This is a genomic window from Staphylococcus sp. MSU001 (assembly GCF_052976705.1).
Window position 1 is genome coordinate 153,463 of sequence record NZ_JBRIKK010000002.1, and the last position, 22,990, is coordinate 176,452.

Below are 22,990 nucleotides of genomic sequence, written 5' to 3' on the forward strand. Positions count from 1 at the left end.
TTTTCCTAACAATAATTGTAAACGTATACATTTAAGCGTAAAAAAGAATAATTGCCGTCAATAGTGGCAATTATTCTTTAAAACGTGCATACAAAGTGTTTTTTAGTTGTAAATCATCTAAAAGACATAATTGATGGATGTCATCTTCTTCTAATTGAGCAATTGTTTGTATAATTTTACGGTTAATATTTAAATCTTTTTTACTCATTGCTAAAAAGAAAACAAGTTTAACTTTATGTTGTTTCCATGTTATAGGTTGAGAAGGTTTAAATATAATCATGTGTGATTTTAGTACTTTTTCAGGGTTGCCGTGCGGGAGTGCTATCCCTTTACCTATATATGTTGAGGATTGTTTTTCGCGATCTATGGCACTTTCTATATAGCCATCTAGAGTTGCATGATGATAATCTAAAATTTCTTTGGATTTCTCAAAAATTGGAAGAATGTGATTTGAATGATTCAGTTTGAAATTGGACTCAACACTCAACTGAATTTTTGATAATATATCATCTTTTGATAATGGATTTTGCATGGCTTTTATAAAGAATTCGATTTTTTTAGCATCCTCATCTGAAAATAAAGGTGATACTTGTATGACTTTAGGTGTTTGTAAAAGTTGTCTTGTATCAAAGTCTTGAGTAGTAATTAATAAGTCAATCCCTTCAAAATGATAGTCGTTAATATCTTCAAGTTTTAATGTATCTACGATTTGTATTGCATGATTAAGTTGTTTGATTTTCTCAGCGAGTAACGTTGAGATGCCTAAACCATAATAACAAGCAATTACAACATGAATATGTGATGACTTATGACGTTCGATAGAAGACTGAAAATGTATAGTTAAAAAGGCAATCTCGTCTTCACTTAATTGGATATTTGTATCTTGTGATAATTGTCGAATACTATCATATAGTGTATTAAAGACAAAGGGATATAGTCGTTTAATTTGACTTGTTAATGGATTATTTAGATACACATGACGCATTAATCGCAAATATGTACGACTAAAGTGGACGTTCATATTATCTTTTAAAATTGTATCTTGTGAAAAGGGAAAACCAATATGCTGCTCCATTAATTCAATGAGGCGATCGATATAACTTTGGATAAATAGTTGTTGGACCCCTAAATCAAACTTATTGTAATGGTAGCTAATAAAAAAGGAAAAGCATTCGCTTGTTTTATTGTTAAGTTGATATCCAAGCGTTTCGTTGATATCTTTTATACACTTTTTCGCAATAGTTAAAGATTCTGTATCAGTGCTCCAATCTTCTTCCTCTGGTTGAGAATGTTTAATAATTAAAATTAGATGCACAAGTAATTGTTGTATTTTATTTTCAGAAGTTGATAATTGATGATTATCTATATGCTTTGAGATAATTTGTTTTATTTTTCTAGTATGGGCTTGAGGTAACTCTTGTAAAATAAGGTTTTCAACTTTAAATTCATCGTCTGTAAGTTGGTTGATATGAAGTACAGCATTACTGATACTCGTTGTACTCGCATCGATTATGATACCTTGCTTCTTTTTAATTGATAAATAAATATCAAATTTTATAGCCCACGTTTGTATACGTGTTATATAATCAATCACTTTTGATTTTGTTAAATGGTAAGTTGAAGATAGCTCTTTGATAGTGAATGTATGCTTTTCCATAAATAACCTATAAGCAATTATGATAAGTAATTTATTCTCTTTTACAATAACTGACTCTAAAGCAGATTGTATCTCATCAGGTGTATAAAGCCATGTATTTAGCATATAACCTTTAGATTGTACACTTAAAATTAATTCATTTAGAAATGTAGTATGTATAGTTTTAATATCATTACGAATAGTTCTGTTAGATACATTTAACTGTTTGGCAATATCATGGCCACTTATATATGTATCTGTATAATTTAATAACAATTTGATGAGTTTGATTTGTCTATCAATCACGATTAATCACTCTTCTCTATATAAACTTTGAGAAAACGCTTCAATGATTTACTTTAATTCTATTATTAAAATTGAACACAATCAATATGGGGAAAACGTGAAAAATATTACCATCATCTTAATTACAATTATAAGAAGTCGTTATTTATAATTAAGTTATATTTTTAGAATAGTAGACATCAATTATTAAAAAGTAAAATTTGAATTAAATTAGATTTGAGTTCGATATATATTAAGTGGTAAAGAGATGAAATTAATATCTCTAATAAAAATTGCTTCACTTTAAACCATGTGGAAATCAGTTCGCTTAAGAGTGAAAGTTAATGGTCCAGTATGATGGTGGAGTATTAGAACAAATGATTTTGTCAGAGAAATAGAGGGCTAAAATGATAAATTCTAAAAAGGTTATAGAATTAATATTTTAAGATGAATAGTACAGTATAGTCACTTGTTCAACTTAATTAGCATCTACAACTACTAATATGTTAACAAGGCTAGGACATGATATGTATCCCAGCCTTGTTTTATGGTATTTAGAAACAATGAGGTTTCATATGCTATTTTGAATTAAACAAATTTTAAAACTTGATCAACGATTTTTGCAACTGTATCTGCAATACCGAATCCCATGTCTACCCAATCTTGTTTTACGTGTAAACCAGCGTTTACAGCGTTATGTAATGATTCAACGATACCTGACATAATAATATAATCCTCCCTTGTTGTTGTTTGTGATACGCTTACATAACTATTTTTAACATACATGTAGATACATGTAAATGGAGTTGAGAAATTTTAACAAATTCTTTAAAAACAAAATAAAATTGAGAACTAGGAATTTGGAATATTGCGACTTCTTGTAATTTAATTAATTGCAATAGATGAACATTGAAAATTAAATGTTAATAAAATTGTGCATTTATTCACAATATCTTCACATCAAATTGCACAAATTATGATAATTTAAATATATAATCTTAAGAAATATTGAGGAGTGGTTTTGTTGAGTAACTCAAAAAAGGTAGCCGTTGTCACAGGTGCAGCACAAGGTATTGGCTTGAAAATTGCTGAGCGTCTATTTGAAGATGGATATAGCATCGCGCTTGTAGACTTTAATGAAGCGGTAGCTAAAGAGTCAGCTGAAAAATTATCAAAAGAAGGGCAAGAAGCAGTTGCTTTTAAAGCAGACGTTTCAAATCGTGATCAAGTATTTAGTGTGTTAAATCAAGTCGTTGAACACTTTGGCGATTTAAATGTCCTAGTTAATAATGCTGGTCTTGGTCCAATGACACCAATTGAATCAGTAACACCTGAACAATTTAATCAAGTTGTAGGTGTTAACGTAGGTGGTGTATTCTGGGGCATCCAAGCTGCAATTGAACAATTTGATAAATTAGGACATGGCGGTAAAATTATCAATGCCACATCTCAAGCAGGTGTTGAAGGTAATGCTGGCTTATCTCTATATAGCAGTACTAAGTTTGCTGTTAGAGGATTGACTCAAGTAGCAGCACGTGATTTAGCTGAGAAAAATATTACAGTCAACGCATTCGCACCTGGTATTGTTGAAACACCAATGATGAAAGGTATCGCTGAAAAGCTTGCTGAGGAAAATAACCAACCAATGGAATGGGGTTGGAAACAATTTACAGATCAAATTGCTTTAAAACGCTTGTCTAAACCTGAAGATGTAGCTAATGTAGTAAGCTTCTTAGCAGGTAGCGATTCAGATTATATTACTGGCCAAACAATCATCGTTGACGGTGGTATGAGATTCCACTAAGATAAATATCAATGAGATATAAAAAAGTTGAGTAAAGTTAATTCTAGAGATTTTAAAGTTTCTAGAATTAACTTTTTTAATTATCAAACATTAACATTCTTCTATTCTGTAAAAATAACTTAAGCTATTTAAGGTACTTTAACTTCTTAGAAAATGGTCAATATTTATAATTAGTAATTAAATTTAAAATTGATGGCGTGATATATTGTGGCATATCTTTTACAAAAGGTATGCGCTTAGAAAAATATTCACTCTCAGATCCAGAAATGACATGAAATCTAGCAATTGCAAATATTAATACTTTGGTTTATTAATTGATCCATCGATAAATCTAACATAGTGATTTTTATCTTTATTATATAAAAGAATGAAGATAAAAAAGATGTATGTGAAAAGTGTGCTCACATACATCTTTTTTATTAATATACAGCTGATTTTTCTAATTGCGCATTTACTTTTGACATATTCGAACGTATCACTGATGCTGATTCATCCATAGTTTTGATGGCTTGCCCAGCATTTTCATTCAACCCATTACACACTACTTCAAATTGTTGAGCCATTTGATCTAAACGCGCTTGAGCTTGAGTATTTAAAATAAACATATCGTCATAATGACTTGGTTCAAAAATCATATTAACAATCGTAGGTTTCGCATTTTCTATAATATCATCTAAGTGATTTTCGAGAATAGGCGACGCAACTTTCAAATCATTTAATAGAGATACCCACTTATCTATTTCACCTACTAATCTTTCAAGTGCAGAAATTACAATTGAAGGACTAAATGGAGAAGCTTTCAATGCAGTAATAATAGCTGGGTTTTTCAACATTGTTTTAATAGAATATATACTTAATTTCGCATTTGTAAGTGCAGTAACTGTTTTATCGATATCATCCTTAACAGGTTTGAAATACTCGTTATATAACTCTTCTACATATTCTGCTAAATCTTTTATGCCCTTATCAATATGATCTTTTAAAATTGACATTTTACGAGTTAAGTAATTGGAAGATTCGATTGAACCGTAAACCATATTTTCACCACTATAACTTATATTAGTATTACCATCCATTATAGTGGCATCTTGTTGAGACATGATATTTTTAATATCTGCTATTTGACGACCATAAATATCATTTTGTTGTTTTACTTGTAAAATATTTCTAGATACCACTTGAAGATGCTTCATCATTTCTTCAGCTACACCATCGTGAAAATCATTATCCAAATTTTGAAATATTTTTTGGATTTTTGCTTCAAGTGTATCGTGAATTGCTTCGATACCCTTTTCTAAATTACGGACTATTTCAGAAATATATTCTTCAAGTGATTTAAGACCTATAGAAGGTATTAAGCCAATTATAGGATCGATAACTTTGTGTACTTGATCAATCGCTTCTTCAAAAGACTGTCGTTTGTGTTTAATGGAATTACATAAGTTTTCCAAGGAATCAAGGCATATTTTATCAATGAAATCACTTTTAAGTTTATGCTTACGATTACTAAAGTTATTGTTTTCATGTTGAGATATATTAAAGCTTTCATTTAGAAATTTAACACATTCAGATAACATTTTACTTGTTTCACCAGTTACTAAATTATGGAGATTTTCTAACTTTTCAATATCTAATTTAATTAATGTGCCAGTACCAGAACGAGAAATAGATTCTCCTGTCCAGACATTTATTGGGATTCGGCCGTCCATGTCTAAAGTAATATTAATCGTTTTAGGTTTTGATTTGCCTTTTTTAGTATCCGTATCCTTAACAGATTTTATCTTTTTAACAGGTATTTCTTTGTAAGTGTTATTTTTTTTATTAAATTTTCTTTTATAACCTAAATGACTATCAGCAAGACCTTCAAGAGTAGGAACACCGGTTTTAAGGTCTACACGTTTCCCGGGATTATTTTTAAATACCGGATCTTGAACCCAAGACAATATATCATAAGTGCTATGATAATTTATAATATTATTATGTTTTTTAGATTTAGTACCTCTCCAAGACGCTTCAGGTAAGGTTGCAGGATCAGTCGTAACTACTTTTAAATTAGGATTTTTAACACCTGCTAATTTAGCACCAACTGCTCCTTGAGAATTTCCGCCTCCATAAACTAATTTTTTGTCTTTAAAGTATGTTTTTTCAATACCATACTTTTCATAAAAGTCATCATCATTAAGATGCTTAGCATCAGAAATTTTTTTTTGATAGTTATCCAAGTATTGATTATTTTGTTTGATAAGTGAAGTGCTTTTATTTTTATCATTCATCAATTTAATATTTTGAAGCCAATCATCTGCAAGTTTATCTTTCAAAGGATTGTTAGGATTAATAGATTCGTTGTTGTCGGTACCTTGATGTGCAATTAATTGCTGTCCAGTATATTTACCGTCTTTAGTTAATAATTCAATAGTTTTTGAATCGGAAGCACCTTGAGAATTTGAGGTGGATGCATCATCGTAAGAATCAATTACTCTGAATTTTTTACCGTTAACTGTAAATTGTTTATTTTTAGTATTGTGATATACCCAAAAGCCATTTATTTCAGCTATATCTCTATCATTAATTTTTAAATCCGTCATGGTCGAACACCCTATACTCATTAATTTGATTGTTACTTATGTTTGGATCGTTGATTTTTAATTTGTTATTGCTAAATAATAAGTGGAATGTGAAATTATGTGGAATAGATGGCTCTTTTCTCATTTCTTTAGCCATGGATAAAGTATTTTTTCTAATGATTTTTTCGTCATATTCGTCCAGAGTACTGAAAAGTGTAGTCGTTATTTCTGTATTAAGATACGTATCTTTTTTAGACTTTAATTGTTTCATATGCTTTTTAAAATCATCGTTACTTTCTTTAATTAAAGGTTCAAAATGTTTTCTATAATCTCGTAATTTCGTGGAACTAGTAGTAATGTAAAAGTAATTATTTTGATAGCCTATATTTTGAGTTTTAGTTATTGCTTCATCGGTGAATCCAGTATAGTGATATTTATCTTCTTTATCTTTGAGGTATTTTTCTAAGTTATCCATTTTTTCCTTATTTGCTCTATATTCAAAACCGCTTAACACAGTTCCTACCATATCACTCATAGTATCTCCGTTATCATTGCTTCGCATGGAGCCTTCTTCATGGATTGATTCCTTATCAAAAGGGATGCTTGCATTAAACACAATGTCATGATCATCGCAATGAACATAGACTTCGACGCCATCACCACTTCCTACAACATTTGTGGCTTTAACATTAAGGCTAAAGTTATCTTTAAAAAATTGTTCACCAAGTTTTTCGTATTCTTCACGATGTTTTTTCGCATGTGCGATAGCACTTTTTTCAGCTACTGGTTGGAAACCTTGACCTTTGTATTGACTTGCGGGAATTGATTGTGATGCATAATTTTTTTCTTCATGCACTGTTGAACAGCCTCCTAATATTAGTGATGAAACGATAATTGTGGCTATTAGTTTTCTCATGATACACCTCAATATAAGATTGGTTACTTTCATTTTAACTTAATTTATAAATTATATAAATAGAATTTATAAAAGTATTAAACAAATATAACATTTTTCACATATTAGTTATATTGATTTTATAGCAATTTCAAACATATTCGAATAAAAAAATAAAAAGCTTACACAATGTAATTTGATACATGCATAAGCTTTGTCATATGATTAACGATTTTTATTCTGATTATCATTTGTTTCATGATTTTGATTGTTGGAATTATTATTTGAGTTGCCATTTTGTTGTGAATCAGATTGATTATGATTAGGTTGTGACGACTGTTGTGGTGTTGATTGTGATGGTTGATGATCTGATTGATTAGTTTTGTTCTGATTCGGTTTCTGTTTGTTATTTTCTGAAGAGTTATTTTTATTTGAACCGGACTGTTGATTATTATTTGGGTATTGATGGTAGTTAGGTTGTTGTGCTGGTTGTTCAGTACCTGATTGATTATCGTTGTTATAATCACTATTTGTTGGTTGCGTTTGGTCATGTTGTTGATGAGTATCACGATTCTGATTTGAAGTATTATTTTGTTTGTTTTTGCGATTGTGTTCTATTTTTTTATCGTTCTTATTAGAATTCGTATGGTGGTTAATAGCTGCATATAATGAAAAGCCCAATGCACATATAAGAATGATTACCACTATTGTAGCTAAAAATTTTTTCAAAGCGTATATCCTCCATCCTCTTTATTAGCTATATTTTATTATAATCCTTTTATTATTGTAAGTAGAATTATTCTATAAGTTACAAAAGAAATTCTAAATTTATTCTTCTATTAGTAATATATTACAAGCTAGAATTATCGTTTAACGTCTAAGCATAATGTAATGATTGAACCATTGTGCTTGTTATAATCATTTAATATAAGACATGACTTTAACAATGAATGGTATATAAGTATTGTAAGGTAAACAATATAGATAAATGAGATACATTATAGAATAAAAGTTATCCTTACATTGTTAAATTAAAAGTTTTACAAATTAAGAAAGGTGGAATAACGATGCGCGTATTATCTAATGAGGAAAGAGTTAAAATCTTATCCGATATAGTGTCAATAAAAACTGTAAATAGCAATGAATTAGAGGTTGCACAGTACTTAGAAAAACTATTTAATCGGTATGGAATTCGTTCACATATTGATACAGTTACAGATGGTCGAGCAAATTTAATTGCAACCGTTGGTTCAAGTCAACCAGTTATAGGAATATCTGGTCACATGGATGTAGTATCTGAGGGAAATCATGATCATTGGACGTATGATCCTTTCACACTCACAGAGGATCAAGGCTATTTATACGGTAGGGGAGCTGCAGATATGAAATCTGGATTAGCAGCTTTAGCCATTGCTCTTATTGAAATTAAAGAAAGTGGTAAGTTAACACAGGGAACTATTAAATTCATGGCAACAGTGGGTGAAGAAATGGAACAATCTGGTTCGCAACAGTTGTTTGAAAAAGGATATGCTGATGATTTAGATGCATTACTTATTGCGGAACCATCATTTCCTAGTTTGGTGTATGCACATAAAGGTTCAATGGACTTTAGAATAAAATCTAAAGGACGTGCTTCACATAGTTCATTACCATTTTTAGGTCAAAATGCTATTAAGCCATTATTAGAATTTATTCAAAATATAAATCAAGAATATGAAAAAATAACACAATCAGTAAAAGGTGAATCCTTAGATTTTTCAAATATGATAAATAATTTAGGAAGTCAACTACCTAACCATATAACAAAGGAAAAGGCACAAGAGCTTATTCAAGGACTTGTTATGACTAATAGTATTGTTCAAGGGGGAACACAAGTTAATTCAGTACCTGATTTTGCTACAGCTGAATTTAATGTACGCACAATACCAGAATATAATAATAACAAAGTTAAAGCGCTATTTAATGAATATATAGAGCAAGCAAATCAAAATGGTGCTAGTTTGACACAAGAACTTTATCTTGATTTAGAACCTGTAGTAACAACAGGTCAAAATCGCTTGGTAGAGCTAGGGTTTGATATTGCAAAAAGCCATTTTTCTAACGAAAGAGATTTAATCGTTACTCCTACTGTAGCAGTTACTGATGCTTCCAACTTATTAAAAGGAAAAGATGAAAATTTTCCATTTTTAATGTTTGGCCCGGGAAATGGACCTCATCAAATAAATGAGTGCGTAGAAAAAGCCAATTATTTAGAATTTGTGGAATACTATATAGAGTTTATCACTTCATATTTAAATGAAGAGAATGAGTAATAAAGATGTGACGTTACACCCTCCAAGTAGAATTTAAAATATTCAACTTGGAGGGTGTTTTTAATATAACATCGTAAAACTAAACTGTATTTAAAAAATACGCCGTACCATATTGTTCTGGAATTGTTGATTCTTCAGAAAGTGACGACTTTTTAAATCTATTTCTCAAAATATAGCATTTGAAGTGAAACGTTTTAACTATTTGATATAATAATTAATTTTATTTCATTTTAATTAACTGAAGTGTATTATACCATTAATTCTAAATTAAAATTTTAACATAAGTTTTTAAAGTATTGTACAAATTATTTATACAAAAAAATTATAAGTGATGATTATGTGAATTAAATGAAATTTTCATTTACTTTTCAGAAAATTTTAATTACTATTATATAGTAAGTTGTTTTTCATTAATTTATAGGAGGTAATAAAATGAAGAATTTTTCTAAATTCGCACTTACAAGTATTGCCGCATTAACTGTGGCAAGTCCTTTAGTCAATACGGAGGTTGACGCTAAGGATAAAGTATCAGCAACTCAAAACATCGATGCGAAAGTAACCCAAGAATCTCAAGCAACTAACGCATTGAAAGAGTTACCAAAATCTGAAAATATAAAAAATCATTACAAAGATTATAAGGTCACTGATACTGAAAAAGATAACAAAGGATTTACGCATTACACATTGCAACCGAAAGTGGGCAACACGTATGCACCCGACAAAGAAGTAAAAGTTCATACGAATAAAGAGGGTAAGGTAGTTCTTGTCAATGGTGATACTGATGCTAAGAAAGTTCAACCTACGAATAAAGTATCGATAAGTAAAGAAAATGCCACAGATAAAGCTTTCGAAGCAATAAAAATTGATCGTCAAAAAGCTAAAAACTTAAAAAGTGATGTCATCAAAACCAATAAAGTTGAGATTGATGGAGAAAAAAATAAATATGTTTATAACATAGAAATTATTACAACTTCACCAAAAATTTCTCATTGGAATGTGAAAATTGATGCTGAAACGGGTCAAGTAGTTGATAAATTAAATATGATCAAAGAAGCAGCTACTACAGGTACAGGTAAAGGTGTACTAGGTGACACGAAACAAATTAATATTAATAGTGTCAGCGGTGGCTATGCACTACAAGATTTAACTCAACAAGGTACACTTTCAGCTTACAATTACGATGCGAATACTGGTCAAGCTTACTTAATGCAAGATAAAGATAGAAATTTTGTTGATGATGAACAACGTGCAGGTGTAGATGCAAATTATTATGCTAAAGAAACGTATGACTATTATAAAAATACTTTCGGCCGAGAATCATATGATAATCAAGGTAGCCCAATTATTTCACTCGCACATGTAAATAACTTCCAAGGTCAAGATAACAGAAACAATGCGGCTTGGATTGGTGATAAAATGATTTACGGTGACGGAGATGGACGTACATTTACAGCGCTGTCTGGTGCAAATGATGTTGTTGCACATGAAATTACACATGGTGTAACACAGCAAACTGCTAATCTTGTTTACCGTTCTCAATCAGGTGCATTAAATGAAAGTTTTTCAGATGTATTTGGTTACTTCGTTGATGATGAAGATTTCTTAATGGGTGAAGATGTTTATACACCTGGCGTAGGCGGAGATGCCTTAAGAAGTTTATCTAATCCAGAGCGTTTTGGACAACCATCTCATATGAATGATTTTGTTTATACAAATTCTGACAATGGAGGCGTACATACGAATTCAGGTATTCCGAACAAAGCAGCTTACAACACAATTCGTAGTATTGGTAAACAACGTTCTGAACAAATTTACTATAGAGCGTTAACTGTTTATTTAACTTCAAATTCTGATTTCCAAGATGCCAAAGCATCATTACAACAAGCAGCATTTGATTTATATGGCGACGGTATTGCTCAACAAGTAGGTCAAGCATGGGACAGTGTTGGCGTGTAGGCGAACCGTTTTAAAATAAAAATATGTTAACAAGTATCTAAAAATGAATTTTAAAGAACCTTAACAAAGAAGAAGTAATGTTAAATATTTACAATCTTTAAAGCCTTAATCGAAATGAGTGTTGACTTAATTTCGACTCAGCCTGAGACAAACTTAACTGTCTCAGGTTTTTTATTTCATCATAAGAGTGAACTAAGATCTTCAGGAATTTTTAAACTAATACAAAGCCGCTTACTTTACCTTGAGGTAAGACTACGGTTTGTCTAGCGTAAGTGTGACTGCTTAGTAATGAGTATAAAAAACCTAATAAGAATAAAAGGGGAAATATAGATAAAATGATAGTTAAATAAACAAATTAATTTTAAATTTGAATGTATGTTTACGTACTTTGTCACAAAGGACATAAAAATTCTTATAATTATCAACAATAAAATGATAAAGTATAATTAAATAAAAAGAAATTTTAATTTATAAATTAAAATAAATTAGTTATCTATAGGAGTTGATCATTCAATGAAAAAGAGTAAACGACAAGATTTAGTAACTATGATTGTTAAGCAAAATCACATTTATAAAAAAGCAGATATTATTGATTACATTGATGATCACTTTGGTGTACGTTATAGCATGACTACTATTGCAAGAGATTTAAGAGAACTCCATATTTATCGCCTGCCTGTGAAGGCAAATCAATATGAATATAAATTACTTACGCAGCAGTCTCAATTAGACTCAAGAGTAAAACTTAATGATTACATAAAAACAGAAATTATTAACACTATGATTAAAGAATCGTATATACTAATAAAGACGACACCAGGATTTGCACAAAGCATAAATTATTATATTGATCAGTTACAATTGAAAGAGATTATAGGAACTATAAGTGGTAATGATACGATTATGATTCTTACACATTCCCAGTCTATAGCTGAATATGTCTATTACAAAATATTTAATCATAATTATTCATAAAAATTTATAAAGTTGTTTATTATAAATATAACCTGGTAAGCGCATACATCGTTTATCAGGTGTTTTTTATTTCAATAAATATGAGTGTTGTTATTTGATTAAGTATTCAAATTTATGAATAAAAAACTTTTATCCATAAAGATGTAAAGGTTCATATTACTCAAATATTCATTTTTTCAACGAAAGTATGCAATAGTAATGTATATTCAAACATAATTATGTATTGAATAACCAAATGTTGCGAAACTTTTTACATTTAGTATGTGATAATCATCACGAACTTAGTTATTAATCAGTTTTATACTGATAATGTAGCGAAGAAAAGGAGGAAATGAGTATGACAAATGGACCTATTCAAGTTAACAGTGAAATCGGGAAACTAAAGACGGTATTACTTAAAAGACCAGGGAAGGAATTAGAAAACTTAGTGCCTGATTACTTAGATGGATTATTGTTTGATGATATTCCATTTTTAAAGGTAGCTCAACAAGAGCACGATCGTTTTGCTCAAGTTCTTCAAGATGAAGGAATAGAAGTGCTTTATTTAGAAAAATTAGCAGCACAAAGTATAGAAGATTCAAATGTCAGAGAGCAATTTATAGATGACGTTTTAGCAGAATCTAGAAAAACTATCCTAGGGCATGAAACAGAAATAAAAAAACTCTTTTCAACTTTGTCAAATCAAGCATTAATTAATAAGATTATGGCTGGCGTACGCAAAGAAGAAATACAACTTGAATCGACACACCTTGTAGAGTACATGGATGATAAATATCCGTTTTATCTTGACCCAATGCCTAATCTATATTTCACACGTGATCCTCAAGCTTCAATTGGTAAAGGTATGACAGTAAATCGCATGTTTTGGAGAGCAAGACGCAGAGAATCGATTTTCATTTCATATATTTTAAAACATCATCCTAGATTTAAAGATGAGAATGTTCCTTTATGGTTGGATCGTGACTGCCCATTCAATATCGAAGGCGGAGACGAACTGGTGTTATCTAAAGATGTACTTGCAATAGGGATATCTGAACGTACTTCTGCACAAGCAATTGAACGTTTAGCACGACGTATTTTTAAAGATCCGTTATCTACTTTTAAAAAGGTGGTGGCGATTGAGATTCCAACTAGTCGAACATTTATGCATCTAGATACTGTTTGTACAATGATTGATTACGACAAATTCACTACACATTCAGCAATTCTTAAATCAGAAGGAAACATGAATATCTTTATCATCGAATACGATGATAAAGCTGAAGATATCAAAATCCAACATTCTAGTCATCTTAAACAAACATTAGAAGAAGTGCTCAATGTTGATGAAATTACATTAATACCAACTGGAAATGGTGATATCATCGACGGAGCTCGTGAACAATGGAATGATGGTTCGAATACTTTATGCATCCGTCCCGGTGTGGTTGTAACTTATGATCGTAATTATGTTTCTAATCAATTGTTACGTGAGCATGGTATCAAAGTTATTGAAATTCCTGGAAGTGAACTTGTACGTGGTCGAGGAGGCCCTCGTTGTATGAGTCAACCTTTAATAAGAGAAGATCTATAGATATAAGATAGGGTGTTGAATAGATATAGCTTGAGCATCACGAAATACATTCACTTATGCTATTAAATTTGATAGCGACTTATAAAATGAAAGGGGCACATCCCATGAAAAACATCAAGAAACCCTTCGATTTAAAAGGTAAGTCACTGCTAAAAGAGTATGATCTCACAGGTGAAGAATTTGAAGGTCTAATCGATTTTGCTATGACGTTAAAAAAATATAAACAACAAGGCACACCACATCGATATTTAGAGGGTAAGAACATTGCTTTACTCTTTGAAAAGACGTCTACTCGCACGCGTGCCGCATTTACAGTCGCATCTATTGATCTAGGTGCACACCCTGAATTCTTAGGGAAAAATGATATTCAATTAGGTAAAAAAGAATCTGTTGAGGATACTGCCAAAGTTTTAGGAAGAATGTTTGATGGAATTGAATTTAGAGGTTTTTCCCAAAAAACTGTTGAACAATTGGCCGAATTCTCTGGAGTACCGGTATGGAATGGGTTAACTGATGATTGGCATCCTACACAAATGTTAGCTGATTATATGACAATTAAAGAAAATTTTGGATATTTAAAAGGCATCAACCTAACTTATGTAGGAAACGGACGTAATAATGTTGCACATTCGCTTATGGTGGCGGGTGCGATGCTTGGCGTAAATGTACGTATTTGTACACCCTCATCATTAACACCGAGAGATGTATATTTTAATATTGCTAAAGATCAAGCGTCTAATTATGGAGGTTCAGTTAAGATGACTGACAACATTCATACTGCCGTCAAAGATGCAGATGTTATTTATACTGATGTTTGGGTATCAATGGGTGAAGAAAGTGAATTCGAAACACGTATTCATTTATTGAAAGACTATCAAGTTAATAGAAAAATGTTTAATTTAACCGGTAAAGTAAATACGATATTTTTACATTGTTTACCAGCTTTTCACGATACACAAACAGAGTATGGTCAGGATATTTTTGAAAAATATGGCTTAACTGAAATGGAAGTAACAGACGAAATCTTTAGAAGTGAGTATTCTAGAGTGTTTGACCAAGCTGAAAATCGAATGCATACGATTAAAGCCGTGATGGCAGCAACTTTAGGCTAGATTTACTACAAGAAAAATAAATAGGGATAAGATCACGTGTATGCTTTATTAAATAAACGAATATTTATTTTTGCAAATTGTGTCACATAATAAAAATAACTTTTTTCAAAATCATGTTGAGAGGATGATATAGAACTTCGGTCAATGACTATCAAAGATGTGTCGTTACTCATCTATATCTTTCCATAATACATCTATATATGTGTATTTTAAAAGGCATATACGTTTTCACTCCCTCCTTCTAAAGGAGAAATGAATATGAATGACACAGGAGATAAAAGATTAAGTCGAACATCATTAATCGGTCTTGTTATAGGTTCGATGATTGGTGGCGGTGCTTTCAATATTCAATCTGATATGGGAGGCCACGCTGGAGGATTAGCAATTATAATTGGATGGTTGATTACTGCTATTGGAATGATTTCTTTAGCACTTGTCTTTCAAAACTTAACTAATGAACGATCTGATTTAGATGGTGGTATTTATAGTTATGCTCAAGCGGGTTTTGGTGATTTTATAGGGTTTGCAAGTGCTTGGGGATATTGGTTCTCAGCTTTTTTAGGTAATGTCGCATATGCAACGTTATTAATGTCTTCTATAGGGAACTTCTTTCCAATATTTAAAGGGGGCAACACATTTCCTAGTATCATAGTGGCATCAATATTATTGTGGAGTGTGCACTTTTTAATATTAAAAGGAGTTGAGACGGCTGCTTTAATCAATAGTATTGTTACTATTACAAAATTAATTCCTATCTTATTAGTGATTATATGTATGATTGTAGCCTTTAATTTTAATACATTCAGGATAGGTTTCTTTGGAATGGATGGATATGGATCATTATCATTTCATTTCGCTAATACGATGTCACAAGTTAAAAGTACGATGTTAGTGACAGTTTGGGTATTTATTGGTATTGAAGGTGCTGTTGTATTCTCCGGAAGAGCTAAAAATAAAAAAGATGTTGGAACCGCCACTGTTATCGGACTTATTTCAGTATTGCTCATTTACTTCTTGCTGACTGTATTAGCACAAGGTATTGTAATTCAAAATCATATTTCTAAACTTGAGGCACCATCAATGGCACAAATTTTAGCTTATATTGTTGGTGATTGGGGAGCAACATTTGTCAATATTGGTCTTATTATTTCAGTATTAGGTGCATGGCTAGGTTGGACATTACTTGCCGGAGAGTTGCCTTTTATTGTAGCTAAAGATGGTTTGTTTCCTAAGTGGTTTGCAAAAGAAAATAAAAATGGGGCACCTATGAACGCCTTATTCATTACTAATGTATTAGTTCAAATATTCCTTATTAGCATGCTGTTTACCAAAAGTGCCTATCATTTTGCATTTTCTCTCGCGGCAAGTGCTATACTTTATCCATACATGTTCAGTGCGTTTTATCAGGTGAAATATACAATAGAACACAAGTTAACTGCAACGCCTAAACAATGGATTATAGGAATTCTAGCATCTATTTATGCAATTTGGCTGGTTTACGCGTCAGGTATAGATTATTTGTTACTTACCATGTTGCTCTATATTCCGGGGATTATCGTCTATGTAGTTGTTCAAAAAAATAATCAAAAGCGACTTACACAATTTGACTATATTTTCTTCAGTCTTATCGTTATTTTAGCATTGATAGGGTTATTACGATGATGTAATTTATATTTTTAAATGTTATAGATATTGATCAATCATGAGTTATAAAGGGAGTTTAATCGATAAAAATCAAACAAAGAAAAGTATATAAAATATTTGATATTTAAACTATTGGTATAATAAGAACAGTGGTCCATAGTAAATATTGTCTGTAGTATATACAGAATTCTAATAAATTTTAAATCGGAGAAATTATAGCGTCCCCTTTGACCATAGTCTAAGGCAATAAGGAGTTATTTTTATGACTGGAAATCAAATGTTTTGTAGAGAAAATGAACTTGATGAAAGTTTTAAACAATTAGCATCTTATATCAATATTCCTGTAGGCGTATTACTGCCATTTAAAAGTCAATGTTTTGTGAGACATTACAACAAAGGACAAATTGTCTACTATTCGTCTGATGAAACCACGCATATCTACTTACTCTTAAAAGGTAATATTATGAGAGAAAATTTTAATTTGAATGGTGATGTATATCGATATTTGAATAGAGAAAAAGTGCTCTTTCCTTTAAATAACTTATTTCAAGATAAAGTTCCTAATGAAATGTGTACAGCCCTAACAGATTGCGAAATGATTGGAATTCCAAGAGATTTAATAGAATATTTATGTAAAAATCACGAAGAGATTTTTGTGAAATTATTCTCCTTATTAAGCGAAACACAATGTCAACATATTGAATACAATATGGCTTTAACGAGTAAATTAGCTAAAGAACGCGTGACTAAGATTTTACGTTACCTATGTCAAACAGTAGGTTATGATCATGATGAGTTTTATGAAATTAAGCATTTTATGACAATACAGTTATTGAGTGATATGGCAGGAATATCTAGAGAAACGACGAGTCATATCATAAATGAACTTAGAGAAGAAAAAATACTCTTTAAAAACAGTAAAAATTGGTTGGTTAGTAAAGACTTATAATGAGTGCGTATCACTCATACATAATTGAAGACAAACGATGGTCGAATAGGTTTCTATGAAATCATTCACTATCGTTTTTTTATTTCATGATTTATTGCTTTAGAAATATATCATATTTAAAGGTTAGACAATCTATAGTAAATCAACTTGTTTAATATAGAGAATAAAATTTTAGTTCCGCATTGGAAAGTATAGAAATTTATATAATCTATAGTCAAAGTTGCGTTTTTTCTATAAATTGATAAAAAGAATAAGTAAAATAATAGATAATACAGTAGAGGAGTGACACATATGGCTTTAATAACAATGAATTACAATTCACCAACGATAGGAATGCATCAAAATTTAACGATTATTTTACCCGAGGATGTAACATTCTTTGATAGTTCAAGAACAGCGAAACAATTGAAATCAATGTTGTTATTACATGGATTGTCTAGCGATGAAACAACTTACATAAGATATACAAGTATCGAGCGTTATGCAAATGAACATCAACTTGCGATTATAATGCCTAACGTCGATCATAGTGGCTATGCAAATATGGTATATGGACATAGTTACTATGATTACATATTAGAAATTTACGAATACGTACATCAAATTTTACCACTTTCTAGAAAAAGAGAAGATAATTTTATTGCAGGACATTCAATGGGTGGTTATGGAACGATTAAATTTGCGCTAACTCAAAGTGATAAATTTGCTAAAGCTGCACCACTTTCAGCAGTTTTTGAAACACAACGGCTCATTGATTTGGATTGGATTGATTTCTCTCCACAAGCTATCACCGGAAGAGATACTCAAATTAAAGGTACAGAACTCGATACGTACTACTTACTTGATCAAGCCATCGATGCTAATGTAGATATTCCTGAATTGTTTATCATGTGTGGTAAAGAAGACTTTTTATATCATGATAACCTTCAATTTATTGAGACGTTAAATGAAAAAGGGGTTTCTTATAAGTTTGAAGATGGTCCAGGAGATCATGATTATGCTTATTGGGATAGAGCTATTAAACGTGCGATTGAGTGGTTTGTCCAGTAATGATACAAAGGGTTGAATTTGGATATTTAGGCGGACATCTTATTAAACGAATATAAAAAATTGTTACTCGTCTTAGTATTCTTCTCTTATTGATTTTGTTCGGTGTTACAGTTAATCAAGATGACAGGTAAGGCAACTATAGTTATTTATTAAAATTAACATGTTCACATATCATATATTGTTTATTAAAGTTAATAGAGATATGATGAAGATAAATACAAAAGTTTATAAAAGGGGATAAAGTATTAAAAAATGAAAACAGTATCTAAATATTTAGTGTATACCATGATATTATTTACGTTTTTCATAGTTGTTAGTGGATGTACGATTAATCAATCTTTTGGTAATAAACAAAATGCAAATAAAACGATACGTGTTGTTGCTGTAGGTGATAATTTAATTCACCCAGTTGTATATAAAGATGCACAAATTACGGGGAATAGTTTTGATTTTAAACCCATGTATCAACCAGTAAGAAAAGACATTCAAAACGCAGATATTTCTTTTGTTAATCAAGAATCACCATTAGGTGGGGATGATAGGCCTTATTCAGGATTTAAAAACTTTAATACACCGAGTAGTATTGCTCAGGATTTAGTAGATACAGGCTTTAATTTTATAAACGGTGCAAACAATCATGCCTTAGATCAAGGGGAGCAAGGTGTAAGTAATCATATTCATACTTGGAACAAATTTAAAGATCAAGTTTTGTTCACGGGTGTATATGAATCAGAACAAGCACACCGTCAAATTCCTATTAAAACAATTAAAGGTGTGAAAGTTGCTTTATTAAGTTACACATTTGGTACAAACGATCATCAACCAACTCATGATTATACGGTAGATACGTTTGATGAAAATAAAATTAAGCAAGATGTTAAGAAAGCCAAACAACAAAGTGATGTAGTACTTGTTTCAGCACATTGGGGTAATGAAGGTAAGCATCAGCCTAACGCCACTCAAAAAAAATATGCACAAATTTTCGCTGATGCAGGTGTTGATGTAGTTTTAGGTACACATCCTCATGTGATTCAACCAGTAAAATGGGTTGATGGTAGAGAAGGGAATCGTACACTCGTAGCATATTCTTTAGGAAATTTCTTGAACGGTCAGTCAACAGGGGATGAAAGTAATGATTTATTAGGCCGAATAGATTTTAAAATTAGTAAGAAAGATAAACAGTTTCAAGTTCAAGATGTGAAGTGGAGAAGTATGGTGAATTATTACGAATTAACTCAACACCAAAACCGGTTCCTTAAGTCGAACTTTAAAGTGATGATGCTAGATGATTATAATGATAATGATGCGGCTCATCATGGACGAAATCAAAGATATGATTCAACAATGGCCCCTAATCACTTACGAGATATTACACGTTCAGTCATTGATCAACAATTTTTAGATAATCGAAGTTTATAAATAAGCAAAGTAAGCCTCACATTAAAGAATGTGCAGGCTTATTTGTATATTTGGAATTTTTAACTCGGAAGTTAAAACAAATTCTAAAACTATAGCAATGGCTAAAGATATGATTGAGTTCATTAAAAAAGGCGTCTTAAGAATGATTTATTAGAGTCATCAATGTTTGTGATTATTTATACATTTTACTTTTAATTGATATAAAATATAACGTTAAATGAATGTTGTTTCACGGGAAACGTCATTTTTTAAGTTTCAACTTCTATAAAGATATATTTAACACCCGTATAACTAGAGAATCATACGGGTGTTTGAATTGCTTATATTATAGAATTTTAAAAAGATATTAAGATGATTTGTTTTGTGATGCGAATGCTTTAGCTATATTACTTAATTTAGCTGGTGAATCTTCAACAGCCATTTTCACTTCTACAAAGTGCATGTGATCACTATTAGATTTAATGTTTTCAAAGGTGAGCATGAGTTCTTCTGAAGTATTTACATCATGAACTAAAACATTGTCACCACCAAATACAGAAGGTAATGATTTGTAATCCCACATGCGAATGTCATTGTAAGGTTCTTTCATACCATGAATCATTCTCTCAACTGTATAACCATCGTTATTAATTACAAATATCACAGGGTTTAAATGTTGACGAATCATTGTAGATAATGATTGAACAGTTAATTGTAGTGAGCCATCACCAATTAATAGAATGTTTCGACGATATGGATTTGCAATTTGTGTTCCTAACGTTGCTGGTAGTGTATAGCCGATAGAACCCCATAATGGTTGCCCGATAAAAGTATTATCTTTGTACAAGGCTAAGTCATAAGCACCAAAGAATGATGTACCTTGTTCAGCGATTAAAATATCATCTTGTTGTAAAAAATCTTGCATCATATTGAAATAAGTCTCTTGAGTTAATGGCTGATCACTAAGTTCATAATTATGTGCTTGTGGTCTCTCGAATTGTGGGAAATCATTAGTATTTTTGTAGTGAATATACTTATTTAAACCATTTAATATATTTGGTAATGAAAATGCTTCGATGCATGTATCATTAATTTTAAATTCATTATGATTTAGCATAATCACATCATTAATATCAAATTGATATGAGAACCCAGCTGTTGCAGAATCTGTTAATTTAGCACCAATATTCAAAATGGCATCACTTTGATTGACATAATCTTGAATATCTTGTTCTGCTATTGAACCATCAAAGATACCCATATAATAAGGATTTTCTTCATTAAATGCACCTTTACCTAAAGATAACTGAACAACTGGAATTTGAGTTTGATTAACGAATTGTTCGAGTTCTTTATGCAGATGGAAACTATTTATTTCATGGCCTGTAATAATGACAGGTTGTGTTGCCGATTCAAGTTTGTCTTGAACCATATTGATATAAGTTTGAACGTTTTTTTGTGGTTCTACTTCTGCTTTGAATGGCTTTGAAACTTCAATCTCTGTGAGTGCGACATCAATAGGTAAATGAATGTGAACTGGACGACGTTGTTGAATCGCCGCGTTGATTACTCTTGGAATTTCTGTGGTAGCATTATCAGGTGTAATATAAGCTTGCGCTGTTGTAATAGGCTCAAACATTTTTCTATAATCATCAAAAGTTCCTTCGCCAAGGGAATGGTGAACGTATTTGCCTTCTTGTTCTACAGCTCGAGTAGGTGCCCCAGTGATGGCAATAACTGGCACACGCTCAGCATAAGATCCAGCGATTCCGTTGACAGCACTTAATTCACCCACTCCAAATGTTGTTACCATTGCACCGATGCCATTAATACGTGCATATCCGTCAGCGGCATAACTTGCATTAAGTTCATTTGTATTTCCAATCCATTTAATATGATTATGTGCAATAATATCATCTAAAAAGGCTAGATTAAAATCTCCTGGGACACCAAAAACTTTGTCAGCACCTGCTGAATAAACCGCGTCCATTAAATATTGTCCTACGCGTTGTTTCATATATAATTCCACCTTTGATTTCTTTTATCTTACAAGTATCATAGTAACGTCAATCTGAAATAAAGTCAACTAAGTTGACCTATTAAAAGTTTGAACAGTTTCTGAAATATATGACTATCAGTCAAAAGTTTATTATAATAACGATATTGAATAAAAAAGGATAGTGTTAAATGTCTAAAAATAAAAATGATTACGAACATATGCTGTTTTACTTCGCGTATAAGACTTTTATTACTACAGCGGATGAAATTATTGAGCAATATGGCATGAGTCGCCAACATCATCGATTCCTATTTTTCATTAATAAATTACCGGGTATAACAATTAAAGAACTTTTGATTACGCTTGAAATATCTAAACAAGGATCGCATGCAACGTTACGTAAATTAAAAGAAGAAGGTTTAATTATTGAACAAACATCTAAGCAGGATAGACGAGTAAAAAAACTTTTTACCACTGAAGCGGGTGATGATTTAATAGGTAAGTTAAACCAAGCACAAGATGAATTAATTCAACAGACACTACAAAAAGTAGGCCATGATTGGTACGCGATGATGGAAGAACTAGCTAATTATCGTGAAGGCTTCAAAACAATTGAACATTTGAAAGAAGATTGACAAGGATGTTGGAACATAAAGGTCTTAGACGAAGAAAAAGACAATTTCTATATTTATTCAATAGAAATTGTCTTTTTTATTGTATAAAGAAAACCATGCGCTATGCGTATGGTTCAGAAAAGGTTTTACCGTTATCTAAAAAAACATCTCATCATGCTAGAATATATATATTGGTCAGCCAACCAAAATATTCAACACGAGGA

Annotated in this window: 17 protein-coding genes; 11 read left to right on the forward strand and 6 right to left on the reverse strand. The window is 31.2% G+C overall.

All coding sequences use genetic code 11. The features are described 5' to 3' along the window. Positions 1-70: 70 nt before the first annotated feature. Both ACVBFA_RS01865 and ACVBFA_RS01870 read right to left on the reverse strand, forming a co-directional pair. A complete protein-coding gene (locus ACVBFA_RS01865) occupies positions 71-1,942 on the reverse strand; it encodes a BglG family transcription antiterminator (RefSeq protein WP_126122476.1) in 1,872 nt (623 codons plus the stop codon). Positions 1,943-2,509: 567 nt separating this feature from the next. After that, on the reverse strand, positions 2,510-2,644 hold the full coding sequence (locus tag ACVBFA_RS01870; RefSeq protein WP_001831873.1) for a beta-class phenol-soluble modulin: 135 nt from the start codon (positions 2,642-2,644) through the stop codon (positions 2,510-2,512). Positions 2,645-2,945: 301 nt separating this feature from the next. Between ACVBFA_RS01870 and ACVBFA_RS01875 the strand changes: the two genes are divergently transcribed. Further along, complete coding sequence (locus ACVBFA_RS01875; protein WP_001831826.1) at positions 2,946-3,725, forward strand: (S)-acetoin forming diacetyl reductase; 780 nt, start codon at positions 2,946-2,948, stop codon at positions 3,723-3,725. Between the two features lie 419 nt (positions 3,726-4,144). Here the strand turns inward: ACVBFA_RS01875 and ACVBFA_RS01880 are convergent, their stop codons facing one another. The 3 genes from ACVBFA_RS01880 to ACVBFA_RS01890 all read right to left on the reverse strand — a co-directional run bounded on the left by ACVBFA_RS01880 (position 4,145) and on the right by ACVBFA_RS01890 (position 7,913). Next, on the reverse strand, positions 4,145-6,310 hold the full coding sequence (locus ACVBFA_RS01880) for a hypothetical protein (protein WP_237638904.1): 2,166 nt from the start codon (positions 6,308-6,310) through the stop codon (positions 4,145-4,147). Continuing rightward, positions 6,291-7,205, reverse strand: coding sequence for a DUF1672 domain-containing protein (locus ACVBFA_RS01885; protein WP_126122477.1), 915 nt, complete (start codon positions 7,203-7,205; stop codon positions 6,291-6,293). Before ACVBFA_RS01885 ends, ACVBFA_RS01880 begins: the two co-directional genes overlap by 20 nt. A 204-nt stretch (positions 7,206-7,409) precedes the next feature. Beyond that, a complete protein-coding gene (locus tag ACVBFA_RS01890) occupies positions 7,410-7,913 on the reverse strand; it encodes a chromate transporter (protein ID WP_123213682.1) in 504 nt (167 codons plus the stop codon). Positions 7,914-8,251: 338 nt separating this feature from the next. Here ACVBFA_RS01890 and ACVBFA_RS01895 point away from each other — a divergent pair, with 338 nt between their 5' ends. From ACVBFA_RS01895 to ACVBFA_RS01935, 9 genes are all read left to right on the forward strand, one after another. After that, the gene (locus ACVBFA_RS01895) at positions 8,252-9,496 is read left to right on the forward strand and encodes an ArgE/DapE family deacylase (protein ID WP_002501383.1); all 1,245 of its coding nucleotides are present in this window, start codon (positions 8,252-8,254) and stop codon (positions 9,494-9,496) included. A 432-nt stretch (positions 9,497-9,928) separates the two neighbouring features. Further along, entirely contained in the window at positions 9,929-11,452 is a 1,524-nt protein-coding gene (locus ACVBFA_RS01900; protein ID WP_046044173.1) for a M4 family metallopeptidase, read from the forward strand. A gap of 513 nt (positions 11,453-11,965) precedes the next feature. Then, positions 11,966-12,427: an arginine repressor gene (locus tag ACVBFA_RS01905; RefSeq protein ID WP_002486840.1), complete on the forward strand. Its 462-nt coding sequence runs from the start codon at positions 11,966-11,968 to the stop codon at positions 12,425-12,427. Between the two features lie 337 nt (positions 12,428-12,764). Further along, entirely contained in the window at positions 12,765-14,000 is a 1,236-nt protein-coding gene (arcA, locus tag ACVBFA_RS01910) for an arginine deiminase (protein ID WP_002446960.1), read from the forward strand. Between the two features lie 104 nt (positions 14,001-14,104). Next, positions 14,105-15,112 (forward strand): ornithine carbamoyltransferase, encoded by a 1,008-nt coding sequence (argF, locus tag ACVBFA_RS01915; RefSeq protein ID WP_126122478.1) that lies wholly within the window; start codon positions 14,105-14,107, stop codon positions 15,110-15,112. A 258-nt stretch (positions 15,113-15,370) separates the two neighbouring features. Then, positions 15,371-16,774 carry an arginine-ornithine antiporter gene (gene arcD, locus ACVBFA_RS01920; protein ID WP_002458331.1) on the forward strand — a complete coding sequence of 468 codons (1,404 nt, stop codon included), beginning with the start codon at positions 15,371-15,373 and terminating at the stop codon, positions 16,772-16,774. A 244-nt stretch (positions 16,775-17,018) separates the two neighbouring features. Further along, positions 17,019-17,705, forward strand: coding sequence for a Crp/Fnr family transcriptional regulator (locus ACVBFA_RS01925; RefSeq protein WP_001831835.1), 687 nt, complete (start codon positions 17,019-17,021; stop codon positions 17,703-17,705). Positions 17,706-17,996: 291 nt separating this feature from the next. Continuing rightward, the gene (locus ACVBFA_RS01930) at positions 17,997-18,755 is read left to right on the forward strand and encodes an alpha/beta hydrolase (RefSeq protein ID WP_020362975.1); all 759 of its coding nucleotides are present in this window, start codon (positions 17,997-17,999) and stop codon (positions 18,753-18,755) included. 252 nt (positions 18,756-19,007) lie between these two features. Continuing rightward, on the forward strand, positions 19,008-20,174 hold the full coding sequence (locus ACVBFA_RS01935) for a CapA family protein (protein WP_002496634.1): 1,167 nt from the start codon (positions 19,008-19,010) through the stop codon (positions 20,172-20,174). 346 nt (positions 20,175-20,520) lie between these two features. Here the strand turns inward: ACVBFA_RS01935 and ACVBFA_RS01940 are convergent, their stop codons facing one another. Then, positions 20,521-22,170, reverse strand: a complete 1,650-nt coding sequence (locus ACVBFA_RS01940; RefSeq protein ID WP_020362977.1) for an alpha-keto acid decarboxylase family protein — start codon at positions 22,168-22,170, stop codon at positions 20,521-20,523. 170 nt (positions 22,171-22,340) lie between these two features. Here ACVBFA_RS01940 and ACVBFA_RS01945 point away from each other — a divergent pair, with 170 nt between their 5' ends. Beyond that, the gene (locus ACVBFA_RS01945; protein ID WP_002446968.1) at positions 22,341-22,787 is read left to right on the forward strand and encodes a MarR family winged helix-turn-helix transcriptional regulator; all 447 of its coding nucleotides are present in this window, start codon (positions 22,341-22,343) and stop codon (positions 22,785-22,787) included. The last annotated feature ends 203 nt before the right edge of the window (positions 22,788-22,990 follow it).

Coding starts and splice junctions, on each gene's coding strand:
- ACVBFA_RS01880 (WP_237638904.1), bottom strand. CDS start 6,310: ATGACGGATTTAAAAATTAATGATAGAGATATAGCTGAAATAAATGGC.
- arcD (WP_002458331.1), top strand. CDS start 15,371: ATGAATGACACAGGAGATAAAAGATTAAGTCGAACATCATTAATCGGT.
- ACVBFA_RS01945 (WP_002446968.1), top strand. CDS start 22,341: ATGTCTAAAAATAAAAATGATTACGAACATATGCTGTTTTACTTCGCG.
- ACVBFA_RS01870 (WP_001831873.1), bottom strand. CDS start 2,644: ATGTCAGGTATCGTTGAATCATTACATAACGCTGTAAACGCTGGTTTA.
- ACVBFA_RS01940 (WP_020362977.1), bottom strand. CDS start 22,170: ATGAAACAACGCGTAGGACAATATTTAATGGACGCGGTTTATTCAGCA.
- ACVBFA_RS01905 (WP_002486840.1), top strand. CDS start 11,966: ATGAAAAAGAGTAAACGACAAGATTTAGTAACTATGATTGTTAAGCAA.
- arcA (WP_002446960.1), top strand. CDS start 12,765: ATGACAAATGGACCTATTCAAGTTAACAGTGAAATCGGGAAACTAAAG.
- ACVBFA_RS01930 (WP_020362975.1), top strand. CDS start 17,997: ATGGCTTTAATAACAATGAATTACAATTCACCAACGATAGGAATGCAT.
- argF (WP_126122478.1), top strand. CDS start 14,105: ATGAAAAACATCAAGAAACCCTTCGATTTAAAAGGTAAGTCACTGCTA.
- ACVBFA_RS01885 (WP_126122477.1), bottom strand. CDS start 7,205: ATGAGAAAACTAATAGCCACAATTATCGTTTCATCACTAATATTAGGA.
- ACVBFA_RS01935 (WP_002496634.1), top strand. CDS start 19,008: ATGAAAACAGTATCTAAATATTTAGTGTATACCATGATATTATTTACG.
- ACVBFA_RS01925 (WP_001831835.1), top strand. CDS start 17,019: ATGACTGGAAATCAAATGTTTTGTAGAGAAAATGAACTTGATGAAAGT.
- ACVBFA_RS01900 (WP_046044173.1), top strand. CDS start 9,929: ATGAAGAATTTTTCTAAATTCGCACTTACAAGTATTGCCGCATTAACT.
- ACVBFA_RS01895 (WP_002501383.1), top strand. CDS start 8,252: ATGCGCGTATTATCTAATGAGGAAAGAGTTAAAATCTTATCCGATATA.